The organism is Pseudorhodobacter antarcticus, assembly GCF_900110135.1.
GTDB classification, from domain to species: domain Bacteria; phylum Pseudomonadota; class Alphaproteobacteria; order Rhodobacterales; family Rhodobacteraceae; genus Pseudorhodobacter; species Pseudorhodobacter antarcticus.
The window spans coordinates 1-15,746 of record NZ_FOCO01000025.1; the positions used below are offsets into that span (position 1 = coordinate 1).

The window sequence follows — 15,746 nt, forward strand, 5'->3', positions numbered from 1 at the left end:
GGATTGTTTTCTGATCCGCTGCACTCCCTCAAAACCGATCTTGCCATAAAAAAAGCAGATCGCAGAGGGTCTATGTGATCATCCGGGATGGAACAAGTAGACGTTTTTGAACTTAGCCCCCCATCACCCGTGCGGCGTCATGGCTTTCCTCTGCCGTGCCCGTTCCAGCCCCAGCCGGCGTTCGCGCCAGATGATCAAAACACCTGCGGCGACGACGATGGAGGCGCCCAGTAGCATGGTGCCCGTTGGCACCTCGTCAAACACCCAATAGCCGATGGCGAGGGCGAAGAGCATGGAGGCGTAGTCGAAGGGGGCGACGACGGAGGCGTCCGCCTCTCGGTAGCTTGAGGTCAGTAGGATTTGCCCGACGCCGCCGAGGAGCCCTGCGAGGATGAGGAGCGCCGCATCTTTTGGGGCGGGGATGACCCAGCCGAAGGGGAGGGTGACGAGGGACAGCAGTGTGGCGGTGAGGGAGAAGTAGAACACGATGGCGGCGGTTTTTTCGGTGTTGACCAGTTTGCGCACGAAGACTTGGGCCAATGCCGCGAACACAGCACCCCCCAGCACCAGCATGGCGCCAAGGGTGGCGGCATCATCGCCTGCGCCGGGCAGGGTGGTGAGGCGGGGCGACAGCACGATAAGGACGCCGACAAGGCCGAGGGCCACGGCGGAAATGCGGAACAGGCGCACCTCCTCTCCCAGAAACATCGCGGCGAAAATGACGGTGAGGAGGGGGGCGGCGTAGCCGATGGCCGTCACCTCGGGCAGGGGCAAATAGCCCAAGCCCGCAAAGCCAAGGCCCATGGCCAGCGTGCCGACCACGCCGCGCCAGATGTGGCCCATGGGCTTTTTGACCTTGAGGCCGGTGCGCAATTCGCGGCGCAGCGCGAGCCAGACGAGGATGACGGGCATGGCGAGGAGGGAGCGGAAAAACACGGCTTGACCGGGGGGGACGTGATCGGCGGTGGCCTTTATCAGCGCGGCCATGACGATGAAGGTCACGACCGAGGCGAGTTTATAGAGGATGCCGCGCATGGGGCGCATGTTCGTTCTCCGGCGTTTTGGGGAGGGGACCATTGTTTGGGGGGGGATGCAAGGGATAGGGGTGGACGGCTGGGGGTGGACTGCGGGGGGGCAATGGGGTTTGGTGGGGCAAAGCCAAGGAGAGTTTTATGCCGGTATCATCGCTGTCTGCCCGAATTTCCCAAGGTACAGGGGCGGTGCCTGCCGATGTGGTTCTGCGGGGGGGGCATGTGTTTGATCTGATCACCGGGGATTTGGTGCAAACGGATGTGGCGATCTGTGGCGATACTATTGTGGGGGTGTTTGACGCGTATGAGGGGGGGGAGATTGTTGATGTTACGGGCAAAATCCTTGTGCCCGGATTTATCGACACGCATTTGCATATTGAAAGCAGTTTGGTCACGCCGTTTGAATTTGACCGGATGGTGACGCCCTTGGGCGTGACGACGGCGATTTGCGACCCGCATGAGATTGCGAATGTCTCCGGGTTGGCGGGGATTGACTATTTCCTGCAAGCGTCGGCGTTGACGCTGATGGATATTCGGGTGCAGCTGTCGTCTTGTGTGCCATCGACGCATATGGAGACCAGCGGGGCGGTGTTGGAGGCAGGGGATTTGCTGCCGCTGCGGGACCATCCGCGCACCTTGGGGCTGGCGGAGTTTATGAACTTTCCCGGTGTTTTGATGCAAGATGCGGGCGTTATGGCCAAGCTGGAGGGGTTTGCGGGGCGTCATATTGATGGGCATTGCCCGTTGCTGTGCGGCCATGCGTTGAACGGCTATATCGCGGCGGGGATACGCACGGAGCATGAGGCGACGAGTGCGGCGGAGGGGTTGGAAAAGCTGCGCAAGGGGATGCGTTTGTTGATCCGTGAGGGGTCGGTGTCCAAGGATTTGCACGCGTTGGCGGGGCTGATCACGGAACGCCATTCGCCCTATATCGCGTTTTGCACGGATGACCGGAACCCGCTGGATATAGGCGAGCATGGGCATTTGGATTACATGATCCGCACGGCGATTGCCCTTGGGGCACCCCCATTGGCGGTGTACCGCGCCGCCAGCCTTTCTGCCGCCGAGGCGTTTGGGTTGAAAGACCGCGGGTTGATAGCCCCCGGCAAGCGCGCAGATATTGTGGTGATCGACAGCTTGGAGGATTGCCGCGCCAGCATGGTGTTTGCGGGGGGCGTGCGGGTGACGGATGCGGCGTTTGCCGCGCGGCAAACGGTGGAGCCTGTGGGGCGGCGGTCGGTGCGCGCGCCTGCCATTGCGGTGGCGGATTTTCGCACCCCCGGCAACCGGGTGGAAACCCCGGTGATTGGGATTATCCCCGGCAAGATTATCACCCAGCATCTGACCTTTGATATCGCCCCCGTGGATGGTGACAAAGCGCCGGATCTTGCGCGGGATTTGATTAAAATTGCGGTGATTGAACGGCATGGCAAAAACGGCAACCGCGCCACCGGGTTTGTGCAGGGGTTTGGGCTGAAACGGGGCGCGATTGCATCGACCGTGTGCCACGACCATCACAACATCGCGGTGGTGGGGGCGGATTACGGCGATATGGCGCGGGCGGTGGCGCGGTTGGGCGAGATTGAAGGCGGGTTTGTGGTGGTCGCAGATGGCCAAGTGCTGGCGGAACTGGCGCTGCCCGTGGCGGGGTTGATGAGCCTTGAGCCGTTTGAAGTGGTGCGCGGGGCCTTGGAACGGCTGCGCATGGCGGCGCAAAGTTTGGGCGTGACGCTGGAGGAGCCGTTTTTGCAGCTGGCGTTTTTATGCCTGCCCGTTATCCCGCATTTGAAAATTACGGACCACGGGATGGTGGATGTGGATAGGTTTGAGGTGATGCCGTAGCGGGCGCGCCTGTGCCGCGCTAGGGCGGGTTAAACCAAAAGGCCCCCAAAACCAAAAGGCCCCCAAAACCAAAAGGCCGGGCGAGGTGCCCGGCCTTTTTGAAAGTTTGGTGGAGCCACGCGGGATCGAACCGCGGACCTCTTGAATGCCATTCAAGCGCTCTCCCAACTGAGCTATGACCCCATTCGTAGCACGGCCAAGGCCGTATTCGCGCTAATTAGGGGAGCAGGGCAGGCGCTGCAAGGGGAAAAATCATCCCGATGTGAAAACCCCGATTTGAGGGGGGGTGTACAGCACCGCCTGCGCCTTATCCCTTAGCTGTCGTCGTCTGGAGCGCTGACATCGGCCAGATCATCCAGCGATACGGTGTCATCGCTGTCATCTTCCAGCAGATCATCATCTTCGTCATCCGAATCATCGGTTTCTGCAACGGCGAGCAGATCCTCATCGGCGTCCAGATCATCAACCAACACTTCATCATCATCTTTGGTCGGTGCGGGACGTGCGGCGGCGGCGGACACGATCTTGCGGCGTGCGCTTTCGATATCCACCACTTCGCCCGTGTAGGGGCTGATGATTGGCGTTTTTTTTAGGTCGTAAAAGCGTTTGCCAGTGGTTGGGCAAAGACGCTTTGTACCCCATTCTTCTTTGGGCATGGAATTTCCCTTTGTGACATCGACCGGGGGTGGCGGCCCTGATGGGCCAGCCCGGCAAAAGGGTCGCTTGCCACAGGTGCGCGCGGCTGTCAAAGGCTTTTGCGCAGAAATGCCAGTGATTGGGGGCTGCGGGCGCATGGGGGCTTGCGGCAGGCGCGGCCCACAGGCATCTTGACCGTCATAAAGGAGCCATGACCCCATGCCCGTTTTGCCCGGATCCCCCCCTGTCGAGGTGACGCTGAAGCGCACGGCGCGCGCGCGGCGCATGTCGCTGCGGGTGTCGCGGCTGGATGGGCGTGTCACCTTGTCGTTGCCCCCCTTGGCGCGCGAGGCGGAGGCGTTGGCGTTTTTGCGCGCACAAGAAGAGTGGATTCGCAAAGCTTTGGCCAATGTGGTGGCCGTGGGGGCGGTGGGTTTGGGTGATGTGATTCCGGTGGAGGGGCGCAGATTGGAATTGCGCGCCGGGCCGGGGCGGGTGTTGATGCTGACGCCTGATGCGCTGTTGGTGCCGGGCGATGCAGGCCGCGCGGGCGTGCGGGTGGCGGCCTATTTGAAAACCCGCGCGCGCGATCGGTTGGCGGCGGCGTCGGACCATTATGCGGCCTTGGTGGGGCGGCGGTATCGCACGCTGACGTTGCGCGATACGCGGTCGCGCTGGGGGTCTTGCACGGCGGATGCGGGGTTGATGTATTCGTGGCGGTTGATCATGGCCCCGCCGCGCGTGCTGGATTATGTGGCCGCCCATGAGGTCGCGCATTTGGTAGAGATGAACCATTCCGACCGGTTTTGGGCCGTGGTTGCCGATTTGATGCCCGATTACGGCACGCAGCGGCGCTGGTTGAAATCTGAAGGCCACGCGCTGCACAGTTACCGGTTTGCGGGCTGAGATGTTGAGCGGGTTGCCCCCATCGCTGTCGCGCCCGGTGGACCCGAACGCATCGGCGCATGAACGGCTGTACCGCACGTTGCGGATGCAGGTGATGCATGGCGAATTGCCGCCGGGCCAAGCGTTGACGCTGCGCGGCCTTGCGCGGACGTTTGGCGTGTCGATGACCCCGGCGCGCGAGGCGGTGCGGCGGCTGGTGGCCGAAGGGGCGCTGTCGCTGTCATCATCGGGGCGGGTGGCCACGCCGGAATTGACGCCGGAACGGTTGGAGGAGTTGGCCGCAATCCGCGCGCTGTTGGAGCCGGAGCTGGCATCGCGCGCGCTGCCCCGCGCGCATTTTGCGTTGATTGACCGGTTGACCGCAATCAATGCCGCCAACAGTGAGGCGGTGGTGCGGCAAGACGCGGTGGCGTATATTCGCACCAATCTGGAATTTCACCGCACCTTGTATTTGCGCGCGCAGGCCCCGGCGATGTTGGCGCTGACCGAAACTGTTTGGCTGCAACTGGGGCCGACCATGCGCGCGCTGTATGGCCGGTTGCGGCGCAATGAACCGCCGCCCTATCACCGTCTGATACTGGCCGCGTTGAAGGCGGGGGATGAACCGGGGTTGCGGTTGGCGATACGGACCGATGTGACCCAAGGGTTGCGGCATCTGGCCAGTTGAAATCGGGGCTTTTTGTTGCTGCGGGGGTGGCTTAAGGTGCAGCGACCACAGATTTAGGGGGCTGTCATGACCATTCACATCGGCGCAAAACCAGGCGAAATTGCGGAAACTGTTTTGATGCCGGGCGACCCGTACCGCGCGCGCTGGGCCGCCCAGACGTTTTTGACGGATGCAGTTTTGGTGAATGAAGTGCGCGGGATGCTGGGCTACACGGGCACTTGGCGCGGGCATAAGGTGACCATTCAGGGGTCGGGGATGGGGATGGCGTCGCTGTCAATCTATGCCAATGAATTGATCCGCGATTATGGCGCGCAGACGTTGATCCGCATTGGGTCGGCGGGGGCGATGCAGCCGCAGTTGAAAGTGCGCGATATTGTGCTGGCGATGTCGGCTTGCACGCTGTCCACCCCGTCGCGGGGGATTTTCAGAGAGCTGAACTTTGCGCCGACCGCCGATTTTGGGTTGTTGCACGCGGCGTGGAAGGCCGCGCAAGGGTTGGATGTGGCGACCCATGCGGGGCAGATTTATTCGTCGGACGTGTTTTACGATGAACGCCCAGATTTGAATGAACAAATGCAGCGCCATGGCGTGTTGTGCGTGGAGATGGAGGCGGCGGAGTTGTACACGCTGGCCGCCCGTTATGGCCGCCGCGCGTTGGCGGTGTTGACGATTTCGGACCATTTGCTGACGCATGAGGCGCTGCCAAGCGACCAGCGCGAGCGTAGTTTTGGCGATATGGTTGAGGTGGCGCTGACCGCCGCCTTTGCCTGAAAGGATGCAGATGCAGCAACGGGAATTGGGGCGGGGTGGGCCGCTGGTTTCGGCCATTGGGCTGGGGTGCCTAAGTTTTGGCGGCATCTTTGGCACCACTGACCGGGCCGCAAGTTTGGGCGCGCTGGATGCGGCGTGGGAGGCGGGGATAACGTTTTACGACACGGCCAATATTTATGGCGCGGGGGTGTCGGAAACGATGCTGGGCGATTGGTTGGCAGACCGCGGGCACAGGGCCGTTGTCGCGACCAAAGTGGGGATTGTGACAACGCCGCCGCGCGGGTTTAACAATTCCGCAGCCTATATCCGGGCGGAGCTGGAGGCGTCATTGCGGCGGCTGCGGACCGATCATGTCGCGCTTTATTACATCCACCGCCGTCAGCCAGAGATTGAGATTGAAGAGGTCGCAGGCACCATGGCGCGGCTGGTGGAGGAGGGCAAAATCGGTGGTTATGGCCTGTCGGAGGTGGCCCCGTATACCATTCGCCGGGCCCATGCGGTGCATCCGGTGCGCGCGGTGCAGAATGAGTATTCGCTGTGGACGCGGTTGCCTGAATTGGGTGTGACGCGGGCCTGCGCCGATTTGGGGATTGCCTTTGTGCCGTTTTCGCCGTTGGGGCGGGGGATGTTGTCGGACGCACAGCCAGACCCGAGCCTGATGGGTGAAGGCGATATTCGCCGCACCATGCCGCGGTTTATGGCACCGAATTTTGCGGCGAATGTCGCGGCGATTGACGGGTTTCGGGCGTTTGCGGCGGCGCGCGGCGTGACCACGGCGGCGCTGGCGTTGGCCTGGGTTTTGGACCGGGGCGCGGATATGATCCCCATTCCCGGCACGCGCACGGCGTCGCATTTGCGTGAGTGGTTGGGGGCGGATGCGCTGGTGTTATCGGACAGCGACCGCGCGGAGATTGACCGCTTGCTGCCGCCCGGATTTGCGCATGGCGACCGCTATGACGCGGCGCAAAACGTGGGGCCGGAACGGTTCGCCTAAGCCGTTAGGATGCGGGCGGTTTTGGCGGGCGCAAGCAATCGCGGGGCTGTTTGCCAGGGGCTGTTTCGGTTGTGGCCCCGCAAGCGGCGCAGCGGTAATGGGTGGCCCCGCCCGTGCGGTCAAGCCGCCAGCGACAGGCGCGGGTTAGGGTGGAATTGCGCCGGGACAGCCACATAAACAGCAGCGTGCCCAGCAGCAAGATGAGCAAAAGAATAGGCATTTCAACCTTTTGGTGGGTGCGCGGTTCAAGCCGCGCGCAGGTATTCGCAATATTCGGTCACGTCCGCGCGCGCATCGCTTTGGGCGGTGTAATAGGCGTAAGCCTGTTCCAGCACGGCAAGGGCTGCGGCTTGGGCGGGGGTTGGTTTTGCAGTGTTCATTTGAACCTCGGGTGTGAAATGTTCCTCCCTACCCCTTAGTTAGGTCTGTTGCTGCGTTGCGGCAACGCCCGTTTGCGCAACGCTGCATTGCGTCGGGCGCATGAAAAAGGCGGCCCGTTTGTGGGGCCGCCTTTGTGGCGCGTGAAAGGGATCAAACCACCCGTTCGATCATTTTCTTTTTAATCGCGGCAATCGCCTTGGCGGGGTTCAACCCTTTGGGGCAGGTTTTGGCGCAGTTCATGATGGTGTGGCAGCGGTACAGCTTGAACGGGTCCTCAAGATCGTCCAAACGCTCTGGCGTCGCTTCATCCCGGCTGTCGATGATCCAGCGATACGCGTGCAGCAGGGCTGCTGGCCCCAAATAGCGGTCGGAGTTCCACCAATAGGAGGGGCAGGCTGTGGAGCAGCAGGCGCACATCACACATTCATAAAGCCCGTCGAGTTTTTCGCGGTCTTCAATCGACTGGCGCCATTCCTTGGCGGGGGTATTGGTTTTAGTTTCCAACCACGGCATGATCGACGCATGCTGCGCATAAAAATGCGTGAGGTCGGGGATAAGGTCTTTGACCACGGCCATGTGGGGCAGCGGATAGATTTTTACATCGCCCTTCACCTCATCCAGACCGTAAATGCAGGCCAGCGTGTTGATGCCGCCGATGTTCATGGCGCAAGAGCCGCAAATTCCTTCGCGGCAGGAGCGGCGGAAGGTGAGCGTGGGGTCGATCTCGTTTTTGATCTTGACCAGCGCGTCTAAAACCATCGGGCCGCAGGTGTCCATATCGACAAAATACGTGTCGACACGCGGGTTTTCCCCATCATCTGGCGACCAGCGATAGATGCTGAATTTGCGCACATTGGACCCGCTGGGTTTGGGCCAAGTTTTGCCCGTGCGGATGGTGGAGTTTTTGGGCAGGGTGAATTGAACCATCGGTCCCTCTCCTTAAATCGTGGAAATGGTGGGTGCCGGTGTTGGCCACCGGGTGAACAGAACATCCATCAAGCGCGGGGCGCTGCCGCCCTTGCCATCGCCGGTCATTCGCAACACATCGCGAAATTCAAGACCGGCAGCGGCAAGGCGGCTGATGATTTGGCTGGGCGGGGTGATACCGTCAAAGCGCTGCACGAGCGACAATTCGAGTATCACAAAGTCTGTGCGTTTCAGGGTTTCAACAGCACCTTTCAGCACCTCATCTTCAAACCCTTCGGTGTCGATTTTCAGGCCGATGCGGCCTTGCATTTTGGCGGCAAGACGGTCGAGCGTGGTGACCGGCACCTGACGGGTTTCCAGCTTGATGAATTTGCTGGCCAAACGGTCGATGCGGGTGCGCAGGCTGGCCATTGCGCCTTCCTCCCCCCGTTCAGAATGAGGGATGGTGAGGGTCATTGTGCCGGGTGTGGCCCCAAGGGCGGTTTCGAAAAATTCGGCGTCACCGGGGGCATCGGTGGCCGTAAGGGCGGCGGCGGATTCGTGGCGGGGGTCGACCAGTGCAAAGCGCGCCTCGGGGAAGGCTTGGTAAAGGAAGGGGGTGCCTTGATCAACGCCGATGTCAAAAATCACCTCGGGTAGCAGTTTGAACGATAGCAAATGTTCGGCGCGCGATTTGTCGACCACGGCCGTAAGCCCCTTGCGCCGCAAAAAGCGGTTCACCTGAATACGGTCAATTTTACCGGAGTCGGGGGGCATGTCAGGCGGCCCTATCGCTGCGGGCACAGCCCGTTGAAGGGGGGAAGGGGCGTGTCGTCACAGCGCCAACCCCGGCAGGCCCGCGCCCAGCACGCATTGGATGGTGTTAGGGCGTTGCAGGATGGTGGAAACCGTTTGCACGGTGGTGGTGCCTGCGCGGGTGCCAATGTCGCGCGACAGGCTGAAGATTTCATCGGTGTTGGCGTTGTCGATGATGCAAACCGCGACCGCCTCGGCCTGCGGGCCGGGCAGGCGCTGTTGCACGATGGGCAGGACAACGGATTTTGCGCTGGCCCGTGCCACCGCCTCCACCGGGTTGGTGGTGGTGCAGGCGGCGATTGCCAACACGCAGAGGAGGGGCAGGGCCGCGCGCATCAATACACCCGCGCTTTTGGGGCGATCTTTTTCATATCAATCCCACCATCTTCGAACGTGGTCAGCGGGTTTGTGTGCACGGGACGGGTGGACAAAGTCACCTTTGACCCATCGACATGCGCCAACGAGTGGACGCGCCAGTTTTTATCGTCGCGGTCTGGGTAATCCTCGTGCGCGTGGGCACCGCGGGATTCCTTGCGTGCCTCGGCCGCCACAATGGTTGCCAGCGCGTTTGGCATCAGGTTGCCCAGTTCCAGCGTTTCCATCAGGTCCGAGTTCCAGATCATGGACCGGTCTGTGACCTTGAGATCATCCATTTTTTTAGCGATCTCGGTCATTTTGGCCACGCCTTCGGCCAGCGTTTTGTTGGTGCGGAACACCGCGGCATCGGCCTGCATGGCGTTTTGCATTTCCAACCGCAGTTCCGCCGTGGGCACCGACCCTTTGGCATGGCGCACCGCGTCGAAACGGTCCAGGGCCTTGTCCACCTCGGCCTTGTTCACGGGTTCGGCACGGTCCTTTGGGTTCACAATTTCACCTGCGCGAATGGCAGCCGCACGGCCAAACACCACAAGGTCGATGAGGGAGTTGGAGCCGAGACGGTTCGCGCCATGCACGCTTGCGCAGCCAGCCTCACCCACAGCCATCAGGCCGGGGAAAATGGCATCTGGGTTTTGCGCCGTGGGATTCAACACCTCACCAAAATAGTTGGTGGGGATACCGCCCATATTGTAATGCACGGTTGGCAGCACGGGGATTGGTTCTTTTTGCAAATCCACGCCGGCGAAAATGCGCGCCGATTCTGAAATGCCCGGCAGGCGCAAATCCAGTGTGGCTTTGGGCAAGTGGTTCAGGTTCAGGTGGATGTGGTCCTTGTTTGGCCCCACGCCGCGCCCTTCGCGAATTTCAATTGTCATGCAGCGCGACACCACATCGCGCGATGCGAGGTCTTTGTAGGTCGGCGCATAGCGTTCCATGAAACGCTCGCCTTCGGAGTTGGTCAGGTAGCCGCCTTCGCCGCGCGCCCCTTCGGTGATCAAACAGCCAGAGCCGTAGATGCCTGTGGGGTGAAACTGCACGAATTCCATATCTTGCAGCGGCAGACCAGCGCGGGCGACCATGCCGTTGCCGTCACCTGTGCAAGTGTGCGCGGATGTCGCGCTGAAATAGGCGCGGCCATAACCGCCCGTGGCCAGCACAACCATTTTGGCGTTGAACACATGGATGGTGCCATCATCCAATTTCCACGCGACGATACCTGTGCAACGACCATCGGTCATAATCAGGTCCAGCGCGAAATATTCGATGAAAAACTCGGCATTGTTTTTCAGGGATTGGCCGTAAAGCGTGTGCAAAATGGCGTGGCCCGTGCGGTCGGCGGCGGCGCAAGTGCGCTGCACGGGCGGGCCTTCGCCATATTCGGTGGTGTGGCCGCCAAAGGGGCGCTGGTAAATCTTGCCCTCTTCGGTGCGCGAGAATGGCACGCCGTAATGTTCCAGCTCGTACACTGCCTTGGGTGCTTCGCGCGCAAGGTATTCCATCGCGTCGGTGTCGCCCAGCCAGTCGGACCCTTTGACAGTGTCATACATGTGCCACTGCCAGCTGTCCGGCCCCATGTTGGAAAGGCTGGCCGCAATACCGCCTTGGGCGGCAACCGTGTGGCTGCGGGTTGGGAACACCTTGGTCACGCAAGCGGTGCGCAAACCCTGTTCGGCCATCCCAAGCGTGGCGCGCAGGCCAGCGCCGCCAGCCCCCACCACAACCACGTCGTATTCATGCGTCTCATATTCGTAAGCAGTCATGTTCAGCCCTTCAAAGCGCGATACGGACAAGGGCAAACAGCCCTGTCGCGGTGATCGCATAGGAAAGTGTAATCGCCAAAATCACCAGCGCGCGGCGGGCGGACCCTTTGGCGTAATCTTCGATCATCATGGTGGCACCCTTGGCAAAATGGCCCATCGAGGCGAATAGCACCAAAGCGGTTAGAATGGCGGGAAACGGGCGGGCGAACGTGGCCACCACTTCGGCTTGCGTGCCGCCCAAAGCGGAGCCGAAAATGTAAACCCAAGTGGGGATCATAAACGCCAAGGCGACGGATGTGACGGTCATATACCAATGGTGTTCGGTGCCGGACCGGGCGGACCCTTTGCCCATGGCGCGTTTGCGGTCGGTCAAATAACGCATATCCGCCCCCTTATTGCACAAGAATGATGGTAAGGACGGTCAACACGACCGACCCGATGATGCAGGCCCAGCCCAGTTTTTCGGCGGTGGGGATATCAAGCCCCTTGCCCGAGTCGAAATAGAGGTGCCGCAGCCCCGCGAGGTAGTGATAGCAGATCGCCCAAAGCGAGGCGGTGAACACCAGATCGCCGAACCAAGAGGTTGCCACAGCGTTTGCAAAGGCGAAATATTCGGGCGAGGTGGCAGCGGCCAACAGCCACCAGACCGCTAAAATGGTGCCCACGATCAACCCATTTCCGGTGATGCGCGTCAAGATGGACGTGATCGCGGTCAACTGCGGGCGATAGATTTGCAGGTGGGGGGACAGGGGGCGGATGATCCGCTTGGTTTCGGCCATTGTCGTATCCTTCTTTGCTTCGCCCTGCGAGACTTCCCCACGCGCGGCTTGCTGCTCTGCCCCTAACTAACGCATTTTCCGCCCGAGTCACGCAAAGAGAACCAAAAAACCTATGGTTTCGCACGGTTCGAGATTAAAAAATGCTGCATGTGATCACATTTAAGCGGTGTGTGATCACTTAATTTTCGTTATTACATGGGATGGTTTGAATGTCGCGCGGGGTGATGCGGCAGGGAAGGGGCTTTTTGGCGGGTTTGTGATCACAAATCATTTGCAATCGCCTGCCGTTCCAAAAATTCGACGTATTCGGTGCAGATTGTTATTGTGACGTTTTGCGGGTCGTAAAAAGCGTTTTCCTCACCACACGCCGTTAGCATGACCTTAACTGGTTCTGGCGTGGCATAAATCTCATTCAAATCGCGCACTTCATCGGCCAAAAGCGCGCCCACATCGGTGGAGGTATCGCCATCAAATTCGATGGTGCGCGTGGTGTCATCGATCAACAACGGGTCCAGCACGGCGGCCCAAGAGGCGGCCGCCAGATCAAATTCCTCTACGCAAGTGGCGGCGCGGGCGGCGGGCAGTTCAAACTCCTCCGCAAAGAACGCGCGGTCTTGGGGGTTCGCGCCGTAAAACAGGCAAACATGGTTGTAATAGCGCTGCATGTTCAAGCCATGCACGTCCCAATAGGCAGGGTCTTCATCCTCTTGGGCGGCAAGTTCAAAGGAAAGCGCGGTCAGCGCGACGATGGTTTGCGCGGACTCCTCCTCCCACAGATCATCGAGCAGGACAACGGCAAGGATATCTGCCGCATCCTCCTCTCTGCCCAGTACCGAAGCGTCGGTGAGGTGGATCATCGCATGGCCAAATTCGTGATAAAGGGTGGAGATCACGTTGGCGGTGACAAAATCCTGCGCCCCGTTGGCATGGGCGGGGGAGGCGAGCAGGACGGCGAGCGCGAGGCTGCGGATCATTTTGGTATCAAGGCCCAATAATCAAGGTCCAACAGGACGGATGGATCATATTTGCCATCATCGGCGCGCAAAGCAAAGGGTTTTGCGCCATGTTTCACTGCGACCAATCGCAACCGGATGGCCCCCACGCCCGGCGCATCGGTGTCGGCACGGTCGAGCACTTGGGACCAAGCGCGCACTGTGTCGCCCGCAAAACAGGGGTTTGCATGCGCGCCCGCGTTCAGCGCCACGATCATTTGGGCATTGGCCAGCCCGTTGAACGATAGCGCGCGCGCAAGGCTGATGATGTGACCGCCATAGATCAGGCGGCGACCGTCGTCGCGGTTGGTGGCATCGAAATGCACCTTGGCGGTGTTTTGCCACAGGCGGGTGGCCAGCATATGCTCTGCCTCAGATATCGTGACACCGTCGATATGGTCGATCTGCTCATTGATTGTGTAATCGGACCAGCGGTGCGGCTCGCCCGCCAGGGTGAAGTCATATTGGGTGAAATCAAGCCCTTCGGGGATGACCAAGCGGTTGGGGGTGACCACATCGGGCAGGTCGGGGATATGGGTTTCGGGGGCGGGGGTGTCGCGCAATTTGCGCACCATGACCCAGCGGACATAGTCCAAAACCGCCTCATCCCGCTGGTTAATCCCGGTGGTGCGCACATAAACCACGCCCGATTGGCCGTTGGAATTTTGTTTCAGCCCGATCACCGTGCTTTGCGACCTTAAGGTGTCGCCGGGGTACACCGGGGCCAGCCAGCGCCCATCGGCGTAACCCAGATTGGCGACCGCGTTCAGGGAAATATCCGGCACGGTTTTGCCAAAAACGGTGTGAAACGCGATCAGATCGTCCAAGGGGGAGCCTTCGAGCCCGCAATGGGTGGCAAAATCATCGGAGGAATAGAGGGCGTGGCGGGCGGGGTAGAGCGCGTGGTACAACGCGCGTTCCCCTTCGGCCAAAGTGCGGGGGACGGCGTGGTGGATGGTTTGCCCCAGGGTATAATCTTCGAAAAAGCGGCCTAGGTTGGTTTTCATCGGGGCGTCCTTTTGGCGGGCATGGGCAAGGGCGGGGGGCATGGGGCGGTGGGTTGGCACCCACCCTACGGTATTGGGGGTAGGGTGGGTGCCAACCCACCGCCCCTTTGGGCCTTAGTGTTGGCCCAGTTTCGTGTCCGCCGTATAGGTTCCCGGTGCTTCTTTCACCACGGCTTGGCCGCAGCGCATCACGCCTTTGGCGGCGTCCCACGCATAGGTGGGGCTGCCATACAGCTCCCACCCTTTGTTCAGCGCCTCGGTCACTTTGTGGCAAAAGGCGGAGGTATCTTCCTCGGTCAGCAAACGGTAGAGTTTCATGGCTTATCCAAACGGGTTGACGCCAAGCCAGATATGGATGGCGGCGGTGATGGAGAATGCGACAACGGTGGCCACGGCGGCAGTGATTTCCTTTTTCACCGGCACATCGCGGTAAGGGGCGGGCGGGGCGACGCGGTTCAGCACAATCACCTCGGCCAGCGCCCATGCGAACAGGCCGCCGAACAGCAAAAAGGATGGGGTGTCGCCGTTCACCAGAATGTGGGAAATCGCCCAGACCTTTACGGCGGTCAGTTGCGGGTTGCGCACCCATTTGGTCACGCGGGTTTTGGCGGCGGATGCGGCGTAAAGGTAGAAGGCCAGCACCATCAACAGGTTGTTGATGCCTGTCATCGCGGGCGTGCGGCCCCAAAACACGGTTCCCTCGGCGGCGCGGTAGCCGACCACCATTAGAACAATCGACAGGACCAAGCCCGCGGCCACGATGCCTTTGCCCTTATCGCCCAACTTTGCGCGACTGCTGGGGCTGACGCGTTTCCAAAAATGCAGACCAGACCAGAGGAGGAGGCCGAGAAACAGAGTAAACATAAGGTGCCTTTGGGGTTAGGAGAGGGCGGCGATGGCCGTAGCTTTGGCCAAGGTCGCGCGTGCGGTGACAATATGCAAGTTTTCCACGATTTTACCATCCACAACCGCAACGCCTTGGCCTGCCGCCTGTGCCGCCTCAAACGCGGCGATGAGGCGGGTGGCGAGGTCGGTTTCTGCCGCGCTGGGCGCAAAGGCCGTGTTGGCGATGTCGAGTTGCGCGGGGTGGATCAGGGTTTTGCCGTCAAAGCCCATATCGCGGCCCATGTCACATTCACCGCGCAGACCGTCGTCATCCTTGAAGGCATTATAGACCCCATCCAGAATGACCAGCCCATGCGCCTTTGCCGCCAGCAGGCACAGGCCAAGGCCCGCCTGCATTGGCAAACGGTCCGCGCGGTGGCGGCTGTTCAGCTCCTTTGCCAGATCATTGGTGCCCATCACCATGCCTTGCAGGCGGGGGTGCACCGCAATGGCCGCCGCATTCAACATACCCGCCGCCGTTTCCATCATCGCCCAAAGCGCCACATCGGGAATAAGCGCCGCCACCGCATCCAGATCGGCGGGGTGGGACACTTTGGGAACCAGCAGTGCGTCGATATCCGCGCCGCGAAACGCTGCAATATCATCCGCCCCCCACTCCGTATCCAACCCGTTGACGCGCACAATTTTGGCCCGCGCCCCAAACCCACCTTGCGCCAGCGTTGCCGCCAACAGCGCCCGCGCGGCTGGTTTTTCCTCCGGGGCAACCGCATCCTCCAGGTCAAAGATGATCGCGTCACAGGCCAACCCTTTGGCCTTTTCCAGCGCGCGGTCTTTTGATCCGGGGATGTACAGCGCGGAACGATAGGAGCGGTCGGTCATGATTCTCTTCCAAGCAATATTATTACGTTATGGATCACGGTTTTGGCACATTCGGCAAGGTGAAATGCGCCGCAATGCAGCAAAAGGGCCACAAATCTGGCGCGGGCATTAACCTTTTTTGCGGGTTTGGGGTGCAGGCTTTCCCCATCACAGCA

General features: G+C 60.7%; 20 protein-coding genes and 1 tRNA gene. 5 read left to right on the forward strand and 16 right to left on the reverse strand.

Features of this window, described 5'->3' with window-relative positions:
• Positions 1-123: 123 nt before the first annotated feature.
• A complete protein-coding gene (locus tag BMY36_RS12460; RefSeq protein ID WP_050519425.1) occupies positions 124-1,044 on the reverse strand; it encodes a DMT family transporter in 921 nt (306 codons plus the stop codon).
• 128 nt (positions 1,045-1,172) lie between these two features.
• Here BMY36_RS12460 and ade point away from each other — a divergent pair, with 128 nt between their 5' ends.
• Positions 1,173-2,873: an adenine deaminase gene (ade, locus tag BMY36_RS12465; protein WP_050518295.1), complete on the forward strand. Its 1,701-nt coding sequence runs from the start codon at positions 1,173-1,175 to the stop codon at positions 2,871-2,873.
• Between the two features lie 107 nt (positions 2,874-2,980).
• Here the strand turns inward: ade and BMY36_RS12470 are convergent.
• Positions 2,981-3,056 (reverse strand) — tRNA-Ala (locus BMY36_RS12470).
• Positions 3,057-3,187: 131 nt separating this feature from the next.
• Entirely contained in the window at positions 3,188-3,529 is a 342-nt protein-coding gene (locus tag BMY36_RS12475) for a TIGR02300 family protein (RefSeq protein ID WP_050518296.1), read from the reverse strand.
• A gap of 199 nt (positions 3,530-3,728) precedes the next feature.
• Here BMY36_RS12475 and BMY36_RS12480 point away from each other — a divergent pair, with 199 nt between their 5' ends.
• The 4 genes from BMY36_RS12480 (at position 3,729) to BMY36_RS12495 (ending at position 6,847) form a co-directional block, all read left to right on the forward strand.
• Positions 3,729-4,415 (forward strand): M48 family metallopeptidase, encoded by a 687-nt coding sequence (locus tag BMY36_RS12480; protein ID WP_050518297.1) that lies wholly within the window; start codon positions 3,729-3,731, stop codon positions 4,413-4,415.
• Positions 4,416-4,428: 13 nt separating this feature from the next.
• On the forward strand, positions 4,429-5,082 hold the full coding sequence (locus BMY36_RS12485) for a GntR family transcriptional regulator (RefSeq protein ID WP_419186866.1): 654 nt from the start codon (positions 4,429-4,431) through the stop codon (positions 5,080-5,082).
• A gap of 66 nt (positions 5,083-5,148) precedes the next feature.
• The gene (gene deoD, locus BMY36_RS12490; protein ID WP_050518299.1) at positions 5,149-5,853 is read left to right on the forward strand and encodes a purine-nucleoside phosphorylase; all 705 of its coding nucleotides are present in this window, start codon (positions 5,149-5,151) and stop codon (positions 5,851-5,853) included.
• Between the two features lie 10 nt (positions 5,854-5,863).
• A complete protein-coding gene (locus BMY36_RS12495) occupies positions 5,864-6,847 on the forward strand; it encodes an aldo/keto reductase (RefSeq protein ID WP_050518335.1) in 984 nt (327 codons plus the stop codon).
• Between the two features lie 4 nt (positions 6,848-6,851).
• Here BMY36_RS12495 and BMY36_RS12500 read toward each other — a convergent pair whose 3' ends face one another.
• The 13 genes from BMY36_RS12500 to BMY36_RS12555 all read right to left on the reverse strand — a co-directional run bounded on the left by BMY36_RS12500 (position 6,852) and on the right by BMY36_RS12555 (position 15,591).
• On the reverse strand, positions 6,852-7,067 hold the full coding sequence (locus tag BMY36_RS12500) for a zinc finger domain-containing protein (RefSeq protein ID WP_050518300.1): 216 nt from the start codon (positions 7,065-7,067) through the stop codon (positions 6,852-6,854).
• A gap of 25 nt (positions 7,068-7,092) precedes the next feature.
• Positions 7,093-7,227 (reverse strand): hypothetical protein, encoded by a 135-nt coding sequence (locus BMY36_RS20780; RefSeq protein WP_269430800.1) that lies wholly within the window; start codon positions 7,225-7,227, stop codon positions 7,093-7,095.
• A gap of 151 nt (positions 7,228-7,378) precedes the next feature.
• Positions 7,379-8,155: a succinate dehydrogenase iron-sulfur subunit gene (locus BMY36_RS12505; protein WP_050518301.1), complete on the reverse strand. Its 777-nt coding sequence runs from the start codon at positions 8,153-8,155 to the stop codon at positions 7,379-7,381.
• 12 nt (positions 8,156-8,167) lie between these two features.
• A complete protein-coding gene (locus BMY36_RS12510) occupies positions 8,168-8,911 on the reverse strand; it encodes an FkbM family methyltransferase (protein WP_050518302.1) in 744 nt (247 codons plus the stop codon).
• Between the two features lie 57 nt (positions 8,912-8,968).
• On the reverse strand, positions 8,969-9,286 hold the full coding sequence (locus BMY36_RS12515) for a hypothetical protein (protein ID WP_050518303.1): 318 nt from the start codon (positions 9,284-9,286) through the stop codon (positions 8,969-8,971).
• Entirely contained in the window at positions 9,286-11,088 is a 1,803-nt protein-coding gene (gene sdhA / locus BMY36_RS12520) for a succinate dehydrogenase flavoprotein subunit (RefSeq protein ID WP_050518336.1), read from the reverse strand. The genes BMY36_RS12515 and sdhA overlap by 1 nt, the downstream gene beginning before the upstream one ends.
• Before the next feature lie 10 nt (positions 11,089-11,098).
• Positions 11,099-11,470, reverse strand: coding sequence for a succinate dehydrogenase, hydrophobic membrane anchor protein (sdhD, locus tag BMY36_RS12525; RefSeq protein WP_050518304.1), 372 nt, complete (start codon positions 11,468-11,470; stop codon positions 11,099-11,101).
• A 10-nt stretch (positions 11,471-11,480) separates the two neighbouring features.
• Positions 11,481-11,867 (reverse strand): succinate dehydrogenase, cytochrome b556 subunit, encoded by a 387-nt coding sequence (gene sdhC / locus BMY36_RS12530; protein WP_050518305.1) that lies wholly within the window; start codon positions 11,865-11,867, stop codon positions 11,481-11,483.
• Between the two features lie 260 nt (positions 11,868-12,127).
• Positions 12,128-12,841, reverse strand: coding sequence for a DUF4344 domain-containing metallopeptidase (locus BMY36_RS12535; protein WP_074818784.1), 714 nt, complete (start codon positions 12,839-12,841; stop codon positions 12,128-12,130).
• On the reverse strand, positions 12,838-13,866 hold the full coding sequence (locus BMY36_RS12540) for a MaoC family dehydratase (protein WP_050518337.1): 1,029 nt from the start codon (positions 13,864-13,866) through the stop codon (positions 12,838-12,840). The genes BMY36_RS12535 and BMY36_RS12540 overlap by 4 nt, the downstream gene beginning before the upstream one ends.
• Before the next feature lie 114 nt (positions 13,867-13,980).
• The gene (locus BMY36_RS12545) at positions 13,981-14,184 is read right to left on the reverse strand and encodes a DUF1737 domain-containing protein (protein WP_050518307.1); all 204 of its coding nucleotides are present in this window, start codon (positions 14,182-14,184) and stop codon (positions 13,981-13,983) included.
• A gap of 3 nt (positions 14,185-14,187) precedes the next feature.
• Positions 14,188-14,730, reverse strand: a complete 543-nt coding sequence (locus tag BMY36_RS12550) for an NnrU family protein (RefSeq protein ID WP_050518308.1) — start codon at positions 14,728-14,730, stop codon at positions 14,188-14,190.
• Between the two features lie 15 nt (positions 14,731-14,745).
• On the reverse strand, positions 14,746-15,591 hold the full coding sequence (locus BMY36_RS12555) for an HpcH/HpaI aldolase/citrate lyase family protein (RefSeq protein ID WP_050518309.1): 846 nt from the start codon (positions 15,589-15,591) through the stop codon (positions 14,746-14,748).
• Positions 15,592-15,746 lie beyond the last annotated feature (155 nt).